Annotated in this window: 8 protein-coding genes; 4 read left to right on the top strand and 4 right to left on the bottom strand. The window is 61.0% G+C overall.

The annotated features are described in order from the left end of the window. The first annotated feature begins 57 nt into the window (after window positions 1-57). Together Pan189_RS15755 and ribD are read left to right on the top strand one after the other, a co-directional pair. A complete protein-coding gene (locus Pan189_RS15755) occupies window positions 58-2,178 on the top strand; it encodes a tetratricopeptide repeat protein (RefSeq protein WP_145364918.1) in 2,121 nt (706 codons plus the stop codon). Beyond that, window positions 2,112-3,341 carry a bifunctional diaminohydroxyphosphoribosylaminopyrimidine deaminase/5-amino-6-(5-phosphoribosylamino)uracil reductase RibD gene (ribD, locus tag Pan189_RS15750; protein ID WP_310820594.1) on the top strand — a complete coding sequence of 410 codons (1,230 nt, stop codon included), beginning with the start codon at window positions 2,112-2,114 and terminating at the stop codon, window positions 3,339-3,341. Before Pan189_RS15755 ends, ribD begins: the two co-directional genes overlap by 67 nt. Here ribD and Pan189_RS15745 read toward each other — a convergent pair. The 4 genes from Pan189_RS15745 to Pan189_RS15730 form a co-directional block, all read right to left on the bottom strand. Continuing rightward, the gene (locus Pan189_RS15745) at window positions 3,325-4,881 is read right to left on the bottom strand and encodes a DUF1570 domain-containing protein (RefSeq protein WP_145364917.1); all 1,557 of its coding nucleotides are present in this window, start codon (window positions 4,879-4,881) and stop codon (window positions 3,325-3,327) included. The two genes, ribD and Pan189_RS15745, sit on opposite strands and share 17 nt — an antisense overlap. A gap of 142 nt (window positions 4,882-5,023) precedes the next feature. Further along, the gene (locus tag Pan189_RS15740) at window positions 5,024-6,037 is read right to left on the bottom strand and encodes a sugar phosphate isomerase/epimerase family protein (RefSeq protein ID WP_145364916.1); all 1,014 of its coding nucleotides are present in this window, start codon (window positions 6,035-6,037) and stop codon (window positions 5,024-5,026) included. Between the two features lie 192 nt (window positions 6,038-6,229). Beyond that, window positions 6,230-10,726, bottom strand: a complete 4,497-nt coding sequence (locus Pan189_RS15735; RefSeq protein WP_310820593.1) for an outer membrane protein assembly factor BamB family protein — start codon at window positions 10,724-10,726, stop codon at window positions 6,230-6,232. A gap of 156 nt (window positions 10,727-10,882) precedes the next feature. Then, window positions 10,883-12,370 (bottom strand): endo-1,4-beta-xylanase, encoded by a 1,488-nt coding sequence (locus Pan189_RS15730; protein WP_310820592.1) that lies wholly within the window; start codon window positions 12,368-12,370, stop codon window positions 10,883-10,885. Window positions 12,371-12,615: 245 nt separating this feature from the next. Here Pan189_RS15730 and Pan189_RS15725 point away from each other — a divergent pair, with 245 nt between their 5' ends. After that, window positions 12,616-13,512, top strand: coding sequence for a phosphoribosylaminoimidazolesuccinocarboxamide synthase (locus Pan189_RS15725; RefSeq protein WP_145364913.1), 897 nt, complete (start codon window positions 12,616-12,618; stop codon window positions 13,510-13,512). 369 nt (window positions 13,513-13,881) lie between these two features. Next, window positions 13,882-15,495 (top strand): serine/threonine-protein kinase, encoded by a 1,614-nt coding sequence (locus Pan189_RS15720; protein WP_145364912.1) that lies wholly within the window; start codon window positions 13,882-13,884, stop codon window positions 15,493-15,495. The last annotated feature ends 110 nt before the right edge of the window (window positions 15,496-15,605 follow it).

The following is a 15,605-nucleotide window of genomic DNA, read 5'->3' as shown; positions in this document are numbered from 1 at the left end:
TCGGGCACCAGACGGCCGACCGCCGCGGCTCGCTCCCGCCTAACCGGAATCAATCGCATGGCTTACGACGTTTACCAGCCTTGCCCGCTGTGTACCGACCGCAAAATGAAGTTCTGCTGCGCGGGCATTGCCGAAGAAATGGGCAAAGTCGCCAAGCTGCAGGAATCGAATCAGCCACGGGCAGCGCTGCGCATCCTCGAGAAGTTGGCCGAGTCGAACCCGGACACTATTTGGAATCAGGCGACTCGCGCGTCGATCCTGCTGAACGAAGGCGATCCTCAACAGGCGTTCGAGATCATGGAGCGGCTCATCCGAGTCGACTCGAAGAATCTGACGGTTGTCGCTCTGCACGCTGTCACCAATTTCGCCGCCGAAGGCTACGATTCGGCTCGCAACTCGATCTGGAGGGCGTTTCACCGGTGCGTCGAGTCGCACGCCGACTTGATCAGCAGCCTTGCGCTGGGCATTTCGGCCGAGTTCTTCGCGATGCGAAAGTTCCCGGCCTCCCGGCAGCATCTCGTCCTCGCGATGCGATTCGCCCCGCCCGAACACCGGCAGGACATTTTCGTCCGGCTGCTCGAGTTCGACGGCAATTCCGACGTCCCCTATCTGCTGCGCGGCTCACATAACTTGATCGAGCCGGTGCCCGATTTGTCCGGCGAGCAAGCAGATCAGGCTCACAAGGCCTATGTACTCGCCTCGTTTGGTGTGTTCGGGAAGTCGGCGGACCGCTACGAGCAGCTTTTGGGAGAAAGCGTCAATGCGGCCTTGGCTTACAACGCCGCTCTTGCTCACGCGTGGACCGGTGATGAGTCGAAGGCGGCCGAACTGCTTCACCGGGCCGCCGGTGAGGAGTCTGATTTCGAAGTCGCCGCCGAATATGAGGCGCTCGCTCAGCTATTCGAATTGAGCGATGAAGAACGACTGCTGCCGATTCGCTCGCAGAGATTTCAGTGCGAGGGAGTCTCTCGGTTGCTCACCGTGCTCGATGACGTCGACCGCGTGAGGCGACTCCCACAGCCTCCGCAGGAGGAGCGAGACGACCTGCCTGACGCGATGTTCGAAGTGCTCGATCAGCCGATCCCCGCGACCGATGATGCCGGTCAGGTCGCTTTGGAAGACACGCCCCGCGTCATTGCGCAGGTGGCGGTCTACGACCGAAGTGATAACGGAGCCGGTATCGTTATTTTAAGCGGCTTGAGCGGAACCGGATTCGACTCGGCGGCGCAATTACTCGGCGACGCCGACCTGCCGCTGAATGCCGACGGAGAGGCCGTTGACTCGGGCGAAGGCTGGCCGGCCGATCTCGCCGCCCTCTACTGGACTCCGGCGTTCCCCGAAGAGATGCCGGTTCGAAAGCAGCGGGAACTCGAACATCATCGCTACCGCAAAGTCGTTTTCGAAGATTGGAAAGACTCGCCGCTGCATGCCCTTGACGGCAAAACACCCGCGGTCGCGGCCGGCGACGAATCGATGCGAGCCCGCGTGGTCGGGGCGATCCATGTCCTCGATGCGTTCTGCGACCGGGCCCGCTACGAACTCGATCTCGACGAGTTCCGAACCGCACTCGGGCTTCCGGCATTGGAGCGGCGGGCGGCGGCTTCGGAGTCGCTCAATTCGTTCTCAACATTGCAGCTTCGCCGCGTCCCGCTTGCCGAGACCGATGAAAAACAACTGGGGCTGATTCTCAATCGGGCCTTGATTCTGCGGCACCGGCAAATGCTCTACAAGGTACTCGGCGAGGCCTTGGAGCGGCCCCCCGCCGACGTCGATATGGTCCGCATCTATCAAACGATGACCGACCTGTGCCGCGATCGTGGCGAAGTCGAACGGGCTCTGGAAATGTTGTCAGCCGGTCGTGACGTCTCGCGGGCAAAAAAAGAAGAAGGCTTCGAGGAGGTCTTTCGCTGGGACATGAGAGAACTGTCTCTCCGCATGGAAGACCCGAAGGACCCGGAGCTTCCCGGACTGATCTCACGCCTGCGTTCGTACTACGGGCCGAAGCTGCCGCAGTTTGAAGACTACCTGCAGCAATTGATCGCCGCCTATAAAATTGATGTCGGCCCTTCGATCGTCGGGAAGGACGAACCCGACGCCTCGAGCGGCGGACTTTGGACGCCCGAATCGGCGGCGGAGCCGAAGACGGGCGGCGGCAAACTTTGGGTTCCGGGAAGCTGACGACGGGCGATGCCGCCATGGCGCATACCTTCCCCAATGACGAAGCGGCCATGCGCCGCGCTCTCGAACTGGCCGGTCGCGGCCTCGGGTATGTCGAGCCGAATCCCCCGGTCGGTGCGGTGATCGTCGATAAGCACCGAAACTTGATTGCCGAAGGCTTTCATGAACGCTTCGGCGGCCCGCACGCCGAGGTCAACGCGCTCGTCGCTGCGGGCGATCGTGCCCGTGGCCAGACGATGTTTGTCACACTCGAACCCTGCTGTCACACCGGTAAGACAGGCCCCTGCAGCCGGGCGGTTATTGAAGCCGGTATCAAACGCGTCGTCGTCGCAATGCGGGATCCGGCTCCGCACGTCGACGGCGGAGGCCTCAGTGAACTCGAAGCGGCGGGTCTCGAAGTTGTGGTCGGGCTGTGCGAACGCGAAGCTCGCGAGCTCACAGCCCCTTTCGTCACACTCATCAGTGAAAAACGCCCGTGGGTTCATGCCAAGTGGGCGATGACTCTCGACGGCAAAATCGCGAGCCGGACCGGTCACTCGCAATGGATCTCCGGAGCAGAGTCGCGGCAAGTCGTGCACGAACTTCGCGGTCGGATGGACGCGGTAATCGTCGGCGCGGGAACGGCCGCGGCCGACGATCCCCAACTCACCGCCCGCCCGCCGGGTCCAAGGACTGCCACCCGGATCGTCATCGATTCCGGGGCGATGCTCTCACTCGAATCGAAACTGGTGGCGACCGCCCGCGAGGTTCCCGTGCTCGTTTTTGCCGGCGAGAAAGCGGGGGCAGAACGTGTCGCTGCGCTGCAAGCCGCCAGAGTGGAAGTGATCCAGCTTCCGGTCGACGGCGCCTCACATCTCGACCCCGCCGCAGTACTCGAGGTACTCGGCCGGCGGCAGATGACCAACGTCCTCATCGAAGGCGGCGGCGGCCTGCTCGGGTCGTTCTTCGATCGCGATCTGATCGACGAAGCCCACGTCTTCGTCGCCCCGAAGCTGGTCGGTGGAAAGGACGCGATTGACCCGGTCGGTGGCGAAGGGCTTGCGACAATACCTTCAAAGTCGCAGTTCCGTGACTTCTCTATCAAGCAGACCGGCGATGACGTTTATCTACACGGCCAACGGTCTCGGGATTGGATTGGCGGGCCGGTTACCGCTGCGGATTAATCAGCACACGCCGAGGCTGCGCTGCCTCTGCCCGAGGCACTTCTCCTAATCCCGCAATGTACTGCTTGTACTGCTTGTCGAGAGTCTGGTAGGCCACCCCGGTCAGGGCGGCGAGATTGCGGACCGCTCGCCGGCGGCCCTGGTCCCCGGCGTGAATGTCGGACAGGTACTCGATCAGGGCGTCGCGATAACTGCCGTCGTCGAAGTGCATGAAGAAGTGAGCCAGTCCTGCGGCTTGCGAATAGTTCTGCTTAATGTTCCGCGACGTCTGAAATTCGGCCATGCCCATTGAGGAGAACGCGGCCAGCGGCACGTAGTACTCATCATGGTCGAGTCGAAACCGTGCGGCGCGAAATCGGACATGGTCGGGACGGCCCAGCGAGCCCCGACCATCTTCAACGCGGAACGACTCCATATAGCAGGCAATTCCTTCGACGACCCAGAAGTGAGCCCGCGTCGCGATCGCGCGATCGAACGGCAGGGCCTCGTACATCAATTGATGCGTGGCTTCGTGGAATACCGTCTCCAAATTCGCCGGGTCGTCGGAGTGGTAGAAGTAGGCGACACGGTCGGCGGGATAATAGAAGCCGTTGGTAATCGCGATCTGCGGCATCTTCCGGATCAGCGCATCGACGTACTGATCTTTATCGGCGTAGAAATGAACGACGTACCGGTCATCCGAAGTCCGTGCCCGTGACGACGTGTTGAACAGCCGCTGCATCTCGTCAGGCGACTCAAAAAACGCGGCGAAGACCTGAAAGAACGCCGAGTGAAACGTCTCCAACGCCCGCGCGATTTCGACGCCCCGCTCCAAGCTGTGATTGGTCTTTACGATGTAGTGTTCGGTTTCAGCCGACCACGCGTTCTTAAAATCGCGCCGGATCTCTCGTTCGCGATCGGCCGAGATCCACGTGCCGCGGAAATACCGTTCCCCGTTCTCGTAGCGCTCCACGTGTGAGGCGGGAATCCAACCGAAGGTGGCGTGGTCGACTTCGCCGCGCCGTCGCTTAATTGACTCGTACGGCCGAACCCAGCCGTCGCCTCCGCGGACGTATCCGAGCAACTTGCGGGCAGCCACGTTGTCCGGATTGTAATGTGCTGACTGACGCAGCAGTTCGAACGCGAGACTGGCCTGACTCAATCCCACGGCTTGGCGGGAGAGCCGGTACAGATCGAGCGAGTAGTCATCGAGCGTCTGCCGCAGTTTCAGCCGCCACGCCCGCTCATCCGGTTGGAGACTGAGCGGGATTTCGGGCCGCAGTGTCTCCGGCAGCTTCCGGACGGTAATCACGCGGCGATCGGGTGGGACGGCCAGATCTCTGATTTGCCGAGCCGAGTCGAAGTCGCCGGCACTCTCGCGGCTGACCGCGATCGTTTCGAGTTTCAGGACCAGCCGGTCCTGCTCCTGCGTGTACCGTTGCCTCAACGACTCCAGTCGTCGTTCGTCGATCGAACTCGAAAATTGCGCCTCGGTCGATGCCGAGATGCCGAAGACCAACGTGAGCGCGGCCACGACCCCAACGGAGTGTCGTAATTTCATATCCGCCCTTCGCGTTTAGTTTCAAAACGGCGTCGTGGTCGATTGTAGAGGTTCGACGTGCCGACGAGAACCCGCGATTGGCGGACCCACGGGGCGTGGCCCGTGGGCTTTGGGGGGAAATGCTTTCGAATTCAATATGAAATCAGTCGCCGAAGGCAGAGTCGAAGGCGCGGCCGGAGGGTTGGAAATCGATGTTCTTGCAGTAGGCGGCTGCTTCTTTGGCCCCTTGCTCACGCTGCATTCCACTGTCTTCCCATTCGACGCTCAGCGGTCCGTCGTATCCGATATCGTTGAGGGCGCGGATGATGTCCTCGAAGTTGACGCCGCCTCGGCCGACGCTGCGGAAGTCCCATCCGCGTCGCGCATCGCCAAATGGCAGATGGCTCGTCAGGATGCCGGTCTTCCCGTTGAGCGTGACCTTCGCGTCCTTCATGTGGACGTGATAGATGCGGTCCGGGAAGGCGCGGATGAATTCGACCGGATCGATGCCCTGCCAAATCAGGTGACTGGGGTCGAAATTGAAACCGAACTCTTCGCGATGGCCGAGCGCTTCAAGGGAGCGTTCCGCCGAATAGATGTCGAACGCGATTTCGGTCGGGTGGACTTCCAGCGCGAAGCGGACGCCGCATTCCTGGAACACGTCGAGGATCGGATTCCAGCGTTCGGCGAGCAGGTCGAAACCGCCGTCGATCATGTCGCGCGGCGTCGGCGGAAAGTCGTAGAGCAAAGGCCAGATGCTCGAACCGGTGAATCCGTTGACGACCTTCACGTCGAGCTTTTGTGCGGCTCGCGCGGTGTTCTTCATTTCTTCGGAGGCGCGCTCGTTGACGCCGGCCGGGTCGCCGTCACCCCAGACGTATTCCGGCAAGATCGCCTGGTGTCGGCCGTCGATGTTGTCGAGCACCGCCTGCCCGACGAGGTGGTTCGAAATCGAGAACAGCTTCAGCCCATGCCGCTCCAGCAGTTCCCGCTTTTTCGCGCAGTACGTGTCATCCGCCAAAGCCTTGTCGACCTCGAAGTGATCGCCCCAGCAGGCCAGTTCGAGGCCGTCATACCCGAATCCGCTGCCGTCGGCGGCTGTGCCGGCCATTTTGCAGAGGTCTTCGAGTTTCAGATCGGCCCATTGGCCGGTAAAGAGCGTCACAGGACGGGCCATGGCGAGTACCTCACGGCGATGAAAACAGGGATGGAAGACGGATCGAGCGGGCGAAAAACCCGTGACGAGAACGTCGAGATCGGTCAAAGGGCAGACCGGCACCGTAAGAACGCGATCGCCAAGTGTCAACGAATCGCGATTCAGAGCGGGGTCCGTAAACGCCCAGATTTCGGCAATCGTTGCTCGCAGAAACTACGGATTGCGCGCTTCGGGCTGAATGCGAACGGAGCCGCGAGGCAGGAGCAGGTCGACCCCCTGCGGCTCGGCTCGTCCGGCTGAGCGAAGCTCGAACGGATAGAGCCGCGTGATCTCACTCGAGTTGAATGCGATATCGCCGGTGCTCAGATCGAGCGCCGTCACGTGAAGATTCCGGCTCGCATCCTCGGCGGTCCCGGCCTTGCCGAACAAGAACACCAACGGCAAGCCACGCGGTTGATTGTAGAATACTCCGGTGCCGCGCAGCATTCGGCTCCATTCGACCTCGCCGCTGTCTCGGTCGATGGCAACGATCGGGCCATCGACCTTGCCGTAGTCGCTCCGGTTGGTCGGCAGCGAAACGAAAGATCGGCTCAATTGATCGCGCAGCCGCCAAAATAACAGGTAGCGAGATTGCGTTCGCATCACGACGAAATCGGAGATCGGCGATCGTCGAACCTCGATCGGAAGACGCGTCGAAAGCACCTCGTGCCCGTCGGACACGCGGATGATCCGAACGGTCCCGTCTTCGTCTTTGACGGCCAATTCTTCAACCGCGAGTTCTGCGGCGGAGATGTGATCCGACGACAATTCGGCTGCGCCGACACGGACGATTTGCGATCGTTCCCCGATTCGTCGAAACCAGCGTGGCCGCGCGTCAGTGCCCTCGCCAAGCGGAATCGCCGCCAGGCCGTATTGGTTGTTGGCATTTGTCGCCCCGATGACAACGTGCCGTCCGTGTGTCGCTTCCCAAAGATAATTCTCCGGCACGTCGCTCCAACCGATCTTCGCCCCGTCGACGGTCCGAAGCACGAGGGCGCGGTCACTTCGAGGTGGGATGGAGATGACATATTTCTGGTCGCCCAGCGTCTCGCTGCGGGGGGCAATGCCGCCGCGGGTCCAAATCGTCTTGCCGGTCAATACGTCGACGGCACGCAATTCCCGCTCCGATTGAACCATCAACTGACGACCGATGAGCGGGCCGACGTCGGGGAACTCGAATCCGTCGGGATCGGTCGCGATGATTTGAATGCGTCCCCCCTGCTGAACCTGACCGATGGTGATTCGCCGACTGCCATCTTCTCCGCGACGCGGCTGCAACTGACCCGCATAGAGCCGGCGAGGCGAGCGGGGATCGGAGAGCAGATCGAACACGACGAATCGATCGGTCAGGACTGCCACAGCGATGTGACCGTCGATCAATATCTTGTTGTTCGTCGTATCAGCTCGCGGATCGATCGTTTCGTCATCGGGTCGGATGTCGAGTCGGAAGCGAACGCTTCCCTTACCGTCCGACAACGACATCGTGGTGCGATCCGATTCGATCTGCGCGTTCCACAGATCAAATTGCGGGGGAAACGCACCGATTTGCTGCACTTCGTAGGTCGTATCGGGCACATTGGGAAGCGGGCGGGTCGTCCAACGTCTGTCGTTTTCGACCGATACCGCTTTCACTGCATCGGGATCGGCACGGTTCGCAGCCTCGGCGTACGGAAGCTCGGCCCGACGATATAGGACCGCGAGTCGTTCCCGTCGTTCTTCCTCCGGGACGACCAGCGATTGAATTTCGCGTTCCGCTTCGCTCCATCGACGTTCCGCCGATAGAGAGTTAATCCACTGCTCCTGATAGGGCCGCGCCGCGCCGAAGGGACGAGTTCCGTCAACAAATCGCCGGTGCCTGTCGGGTTCATCGGTCGAAAATACCTCTCGCCCGATGTCGTCGATCACCGTTCGGTCCAGCAGCAACCGCGTTGCCGGATCGGCTCCGGCATAGATCTCGGCAAGTCGACCGGCGATTCGGTGAAGCCGCGACGCGGACCATAATTTATCGATCCGTTCTAATTCGCCCGGCGGCGTGTCGACCGCCAGATTCAAGAATGTTTTGACCGCTTCGGCGGTTTCACCTGCCGCAAGTCTCATTTCGGCGCGGCGGCGCTGCAGATCGAAATCGCCATCCTCGGCGTCGCCCAGTCCATAAAGCTCCTCGAGACGTTCTTTACTCGCGGGGTCGATTCGCAATCGCTCTTCAAGATAAGCGAAGAGTCGGTCGCGGGCCGATGTCGCCTCCTTTTGCTGCGCGGCGGCTCGGAGCAATTCGATCCCCTGCTCTTCGTCGCCCAAATGGAGTCGGCTCGCCGCTTTCAGTTCCAGCGCTGAGGCTGTTTGATCTGTTTGCTCGAATTGATTCGCGGCTGTTTGGATGTGAGCCAGCGGCGGGAACACGATGAGGTGTTCCGGCGACTGCGCCACAAGGACCCCATCAGCGACGGCCAGATTGCCCGGCACAAGATCATCCGGACAACGGCTTGAGGTCAGAACCATTCCCTGCTCAAGAGAGATCGTTGAGATCACACCGGTTCGCAGCGGGATGTGGTAAACGTCCCCGCATCGCACGCCCTGACCGCTCGGCTCCTTGATTGGTACCGGCGCGGGCCAAGCTGGTTCGCCGGTCTTCGCATCGAGCGCGGTGAACGCAGTCGGGCCAGCCAAATAGACGCGCTCTTCATCCGCGGAAGCGAGATACAGGGAGTCGCCCCGCTCTGTTTTCCAAAGGAGTTCGCCGTCGGTCAGTGACAGGCAGAGGAGTTCGTCACTGTCGCGCGATGTGACGAAGACACGATCATGGCTGATCGTGACCTGCCCGGCTGCCCAGCGGTCGACCGCATCCTGGCTGCTGACGCCGAATTGGCCGGTCCCGAACCGCGCCATCAACCGCGCCCGCGGAGTTAAATTGAGATTCTCCAAATTCCGCTCATAGCGCGACTCCCAGAGGAGGCGGCGCGAGGCCGGATCGACGGCGATGACGACGCCCGAGGCAGTCGGGCATATTAGAACTCCCCCGGCAACAACTGGGGTCAGCCCCGCGAAACGTCGCAGCGAGTCGCCCCGCAACTCCATCTCTGGAACGACAAGCGACTGGGACCAGACAAGTTCGAGTGTGCCGAGTCCCGGTCGCCGAGCGAACTCGTGGAGCCGAACCTCACCTTTGACCTCGCCAATCGCATAGAGCCGATCGCCCCAAGGCTGCGGCGGACCGAGAAAGAACGTCTCCAAAGCCGGATCGCTGCACATGACAAGTCGACCGCCGTCGACTGAATAAGCGGCGATGATGTTCGACGACGGAGAGCCGAAGGGGGTACCGCCGACGAGACCGGGCGTCGATGAAACGAGCGGTCTCGACACACCCGAGAGCTCGACCGCGTACGCATATTCGCCATCGGAAGTCAGCGTGCCGGTCGCCAGGTCCTGCCACGCCCGCTCTTCAGTGAAGACTTCCAATCCGCTCGTCTGACGCCGCGCAAAGACCGTCGGACCTCGACTCGCATCGGTGTGAGTCGCGACTCGGCCGAGGATCGCGCCGGGCAGCCGCACGGAGGACCATCGTCGCGCTGCCGACTGGGCCGAAAATGAGGAAATTCCATCGAACGACCGCACGACGACCTGACCATCGACGATGAGCGGATACGTCGCTGGGAACTGCAAAAATTCAGTGCCGTCATGCTTCAGTACGAGGTCATCGAACTGTCGGCGAATTAGGGTCGCCGCTGTTTTGCCAATCCGATCTGTTCCGGGCTTGGCTTCAATCAAGTCGATTGCGGTTGCGTCGATGTCGATCGGCGCGGCCGCCCGCGCGATCAGATTTCCGGTTCCGTCTCCACCGGGGCGACGCCACTCAAGAGGTCTTTCCAACGGGCGACGGGGACCGTTGGCACCCTCTCCGTAAGCCAGACGCATTAGGAGCGGTCGAGCGATTTCAGCGCGGGTGAATTCCTCGCGTCCGATGCCGGTACCGCTGACTGCCAAGACTTTTTGAAGGTTGACGTCCGAAAGTCGCTCCAGTCCCCGGTCGACCAATCCATACCGCGCCCATGCCACCGCGGCGAGAACTCGGACCATTGCACTATCGACGGTGCCGGGTGACTGCGGTCGTTCAATCAGTCGTTCAAAGAGCAATGCCGACCTGAGATAGTCCCCCCGGTCCAAATGTCGGCACGCCAGTTCGTAAGCGGCTGCTTCACCGGCCGCGAGTCCGGGGTAGGAATCCGCGACGACCCGCAGCGACTCGGCATCGCCGCGCGCCCGAGCCGCACGCAGCGCCGTTTCCGATTCCGTTTCCGCCAGATCGCGATAGGTTCGTCGGCCTTCGGGAGGTAGCGTGGTGAGCAATTCACGCACGGTCGTCTTTGCGCTGACGTATTCGGAGTCCTTGCTCTCGGCACGCAGAAATACGTCTTCGTTCAATGTGCGATTCAGCCGCATCAAAAGCCGCACGCCCTGGGCGTACTCTCCGTCGTCGATCGCCTGCCGGGCGGCATCGAGCCGACTCGCCGCATCACGATCGAACAAATATGGCTGCCACTCCCGATTCATCCGTCCCGCCGGCGGAGCGACGGGGCGAATCAGAAACTGTGCGGCGGCGGAACCGGGGACCGCGATCGCAAGCAGGGCGATTGCCAGCAGCGTCACGATGCGAAGGGCGAAGCGTCGGATCATCCTATCCTTCGGGTTTGAAAGCGTTCCTGGCAATCGGCCGCGCAGCCCGGTCTCCGACCCGGCACTTTCGGTCGACATCATATCGTAAGGATATCGCAGGGGCAGCCGAGAGGGACAGTGCGACTTGCCCTCAGATTCCGAATCTGCCGCAAATCGCTAGTCCGCCGCTTTCGCGTTGCCGAGCGCTGCCAAGTCGGACAATGCCTGCCGCGGTGTTGCCGCGTCGCGACACAAGCCGGACGCCGGAAAGGCGGAGTCCATTCCGGGGTCGATCAGCGGGCCGCAATCGATCGAGACGACCGGCTGCTTCGCCGCCAGAAATTTGGCCGTCCGTAGCAACCATTCCGCCTGCGCGGCCTCATCGGCATTTTCGATCGTAATCGCTTGGCAATTTTCTTTGATCGTATCTTTAGGGTCGGGAAATTGATTCGGGAACCGCAGCATGACCGAGAGGGGCAATCCGAATTTCGACCAGGTGTCGACTAACCGGCTCAATTCGATTTCATCCCGTCGTTCGCTTCCGCCGGGCCGATAGCCGACGGCGTATTCCAGAGTCAGCCCGCCCAGCCGCACGCCCGATCGCGTCATCGCATCGATGAACTGAATCGGCGAAACCCGGTGTTTGCCGTGCCGACGGTATTCGCCCCACGGCCGATCGATCCGCAGGAAGAGTTCGCATTCGGTATCGACCTGACGGGCGACCTCGATCGCTCGGGCCGCCAGCACCAGCCGCTGCTCTTCCGTTACGGCCACGCCGCCTCCGGACGCGGCGCAGGTCGCAATTTGCCACCGTCGGATTCGTCCGGCATACCGCGAGATCGCCGATTCGACGAAGTCACAGATGAGGCTTTGAAGATTGTTGGGGTCGTCCGACCATGACAGTGCCCATTGCGGCAGTCCGGCCGGTCCGAGGTCGAGCAACGGACCACCGACGATGAAACGTCGGTGCTGCTCACACCAATCGACGAGCCGGTCACTCTTCTCCCATTGCCGATCCCCCTCGTTCTCTTCGATTTCCGGCCATCGAAAGTTGATCGAAGTCGTGCCGAAGCCGGAAAGGACGGTCGACTCTGCGTCTCCGGTCGGAATCTCGTTCACTTCGAGCATCAGCGCGGCAGGGAGGCTGCCGTGACGACGCGGCATCAACTTTAAGCGTTGATCGCTGAATGAGGCGGTCAACACGTCGATCGTCTGCTTGGTGACGCGAAGTGCTTCGGCCGCTTCGGCGGAAGCGGTTTCGACGTCATCCTGAGACGTTGCCGCCAGAGCGAAATGGCGGTGGGCGATTCGCAGCAATTCAGCGATCTCACCCGGAATGGTCATCCCGTTCATTGACCAAGCGGAGAGTTGATCCCGTAGCTGCACAAGTTTGCCGCGGGCCAATTCCAGCGGCAAAAAGTAAGGCTCGTCTCGCTGCATCAAGGAGGCAGTGCTGAGCATCAGACGCCCGTAACCCGGCACCAACCACGGAATCGTCAGCTTTCCGCTTTCGGCCATCGGACGATCGCAGATGAGAATTTCGCCATCCCAACTGAAGGAGACCTGATGAATCTGTCCCTCGGCCGTCGAGAAATGGGCCTGTGATACGCCGTCTTGAATGGCCGGATCGTTCGGATCGGCGAGACGAAATCGTAACTCGGCCATCCGAATGCCTCGGGTGCAATCTGAATCGGTGATGTCGGTCGAATCCGCATCTCCAACGAGCGAACACCGCGCGATGGGCCCGCAAGCGCGAGCAATGCGTGAATCATGTTGCCCCAACGTATTAGCCCGCCCGACTCGATTGTTCAACCGGGCGGCCTCCGCTAGCGTGCGACTCGGGCCGCGCAGCGAAACTCGCATCGCGGGCCGGCTTTGCGACTTCAGGTGACACAGGCACACTTAATCTCATGCCCCGATCGTTGCTGCACTCCGAACTTCCCGGCCTCCAGCCCCGTCGCGGGAAAGTCCGGGACGTCTACGACTTCGGTGATCGCCTGTTGATCGTCGCAACCGACCGCATCAGCGCGTTCGACTGGGTCCTTCCGAACGCGGTCCCGGAGAAAGGACGAATTCTCACGGCGATCAGTCAGTGGTGGTTCGCTCAGGTCGATTGCCCTCATCATCTGCTTTCCACCGATCCGTCGGATGTCTCGCTGCCATCCGGAACCGACGTTGACGCTCTGCGCGGTCGCAGCATGGTCGTTCGCAAGACCGATGTCGTGCCGATCGAGTGCGTGGCGCGGGGCTATCTCGCCGGTTCCGGTTGGAAGGAATATTGTCAGTCACGTTCAGTCTGCGACGTCGCTCTGCCTGACGGGCTGAGTGAGTCGGACCTATTGCCGCAACCGATCTTCACTCCCGCGACGAAGGCGGAGGAAGGTCACGATGAAAACATTTCTTTCGAAGAGATGTGTCGTCTCGTCGGGGCGGACCTCGCCGACAAGCTCCGCGGTCTGACGCTCGATCTCTATCAGTTCGCTCAAGAGCGGGCCGCCGAGCGGGGCATCATCATCGCGGATACCAAATTCGAGTTCGGCCGGCTCCCCGACGGCTCGGTCATCCTGATTGATGAAGTCCTTACGCCGGACAGCTCACGGTTCTGGCCCGCCGAGGAATATCGACCGGGCGGCCCGCAAGTCTCGTTCGACAAGCAGTACGTCCGCGACTGGCTCTCGTCATGCGGTTGGGACAAGAACAGCCCGCCGCCGCCGATGCCCGAAGACGTGATTGCGGGAACCGTCAACCGCTATCGCGAGGCCTTCGAGAGACTGACCGGTCATCCGTTTTCAACTTCGAATGCCTGACCTTGATGGACTATTCGGGAGGTGAACCGGGCTAGGCCGCGTAGCGAACCGAGCATTTCGCTGACCGTATTCCCGCAGAACAGGCGTCGAATGTCGGTCGCGGTCGCCCACTGAGTTCTCCTGCGGCTCCGCCGCCCGGACGTTGTCCGGGCCACACAAATAGAGACGAAAAGAAGCTCGGTCTCTGTGAATTCTCGAATAAGATTGCGGCCGCTGCGGGTAAGGCGTGCCGAAAACCTTTGGCTCACGAGGTTGTTCTCGGCATACTGACACTGCCCGGTTTTCGTCGCCTGTCGGAAGGTCGGTCGACGGTTTCGATCATCCGACCATCCGAGAATACGCATCCCGTCTCGCATCAGGATCGAATTAATGTCAACAGAACCCAAAGAAACCGCGGTCGATCCCGATTCCACCTACGTGCCCGAACGGACGCCGGACGCCGATCGCGATCAAACGCAGTTGGATTCCCCCGGCCAGAACGCCGGCGGGCAGCAGTCTCGTCCATCGAGCAAACCGCAGGCGGGAAAATCACCCGCCGGGGCTCCCAAAAAGGTCACGAAGCTCGGCGACTTTCAACTCGTCAAGAAACTGGGACAGGGCGGGATGGGGACGGTCTATCTGGCCAAGCAGGTCAGCCTCGATCGAAAAGTCGCGATCAAGACGCTGTCGAAAGAGTTGGCCAAGCGGACCGATTTTGTCGGGCGATTCCTGCGTGAAGCCCGATCGATGGCGAAGCTCGATCACCCGAACATTGTGAAGGTCTTCGCTGCCGACACCGTCCGGGGCATGAATTTCGTGGCGATCGAGTACGTCGACGGCTGCAGCATGCAGGACTGGATGGACAAGCTCGGCAAGCTATCTCAGGCCGACGCGTTGTGCGTGACGCTCGTGGTCGGCGAGGCGCTTAAGCACGCCCACGAGATCAACATGATTCACCGGGATATCAAGCCCGACAACATCCTTGTCACGAAACGGGGCGTCATCAAAGTCGCCGACTTCGGCCTCGCCAAAGCCGTTGACGAAGACCAGAGTCTCACGGCCAGCGGAATCGGCTTGGGCACGCCGCTCTATATGCCGCCCGAACAAGCCCGCAACGCCAAGCACGTCGATCAGCGGACCGACATCTATGCCCTCGGTTGCACGCTGTACTATATGCTCGTCGGCAAACTGCCGTTTACGGCGGAAAACACGATCGAACTGATCACATTAAAAGAGACCGCGACCTTTCCTTCGGCTCGGAAAATGAACCCGGAGATTCCGGAACGACTCGATCTGATGATCGACAAGTCGATGGCCAAAGAGGCCGACCATCGCTACCAGACGGTCGACGAATTTCTGACGGATCTGAGAAAGCTCGATCTCGCCGGTGTCGAACTGAGCTTCATCGACGACGCCCTGCCCGCCTCCTTCGCGGGGACGGGCGCGGTGACCGCGATCCCGAAAAGCAAAACGAAGCGGATGTCAAAGCCGGCCGATTCTCGAGCCGATGCCGTCAAGAAATCCGTGACATCGGCTAAAGGCCAATTCTGGGAGGTTTCGTACCGCAACAAAGAAGGCAAGCCGGTTACGAGCAAGATGACCACCGAGCAGGTCATCCGCGGTCTGAAAGGGAACTTGCTCGACCTGCAGTCCAAAGCGCGGAAATCAAAGGACGGCTCCTTCCTGCCTCTCGCGCAATTTAACGAGTTCGAAGCAATCGCGAATTCCCGCGCGGCCCACGATGTGGCCGGGAAGAAATCGGTCGGCATGGCTGCTGAAATCGCGAGGTTGGAACGAAAGCGACTTTGGCAGCAGCGGCTTAAACCGATCACCAATTTGTTTCAAGGGATGAAGGGACTGCTCAGCCTGCTGCTGTGGTTGGCAATCGTTTTCGGCGGGATCGGGGCGGTCGTATACTTCGGTTGGGGCTACGTGCAGCCCTACCTGCCGGGTGCAGCGACGTCGGCTCCGACATCGACGCCCGACGCACCTGACGCCCAGTAAATTGAAATCGCCCTGGCGTTAATCGTGCGAGATTGCATCAAACTGAAGATCGAACCCGATTTTCCTACCCGATGACGCATCAATTCGGCTGGATTCATTGTCCGCAGCCG

Origin of the sequence: Stratiformator vulcanicus (assembly GCF_007744515.1) — a bacterium.
Taxonomy (GTDB): Bacteria; Planctomycetota; Planctomycetia; order Planctomycetales; family Planctomycetaceae; genus Stratiformator; species Stratiformator vulcanicus.
This window is presented reverse-complemented; position numbering and strand designations above follow the sequence as displayed.

Excerpts from the sequence above, each read along its gene's own strand:
- Pan189_RS15755 (WP_145364918.1), top strand. The coding sequence starts at position 58 with ATGGCTTACGACGTTTACCAGCCTTGCCCGCTGTGTACCGACCGCAAA.
- Pan189_RS15745 (WP_145364917.1), bottom strand. The coding sequence starts at position 4,881 with ATGAAATTACGACACTCCGTTGGGGTCGTGGCCGCGCTCACGTTGGTC.
- Pan189_RS15740 (WP_145364916.1), bottom strand. The coding sequence starts at position 6,037 with ATGGCCCGTCCTGTGACGCTCTTTACCGGCCAATGGGCCGATCTGAAA.
- Pan189_RS15735 (WP_310820593.1), bottom strand. The coding sequence starts at position 10,726 with ATGATCCGACGCTTCGCCCTTCGCATCGTGACGCTGCTGGCAATCGCC.
- Pan189_RS15730 (WP_310820592.1), bottom strand. The coding sequence starts at position 12,370 with ATGGCCGAGTTACGATTTCGTCTCGCCGATCCGAACGATCCGGCCATT.
- Pan189_RS15725 (WP_145364913.1), top strand. The coding sequence starts at position 12,616 with ATGCCCCGATCGTTGCTGCACTCCGAACTTCCCGGCCTCCAGCCCCGT.
- Pan189_RS15720 (WP_145364912.1), top strand. The coding sequence starts at position 13,882 with ATGTCAACAGAACCCAAAGAAACCGCGGTCGATCCCGATTCCACCTAC.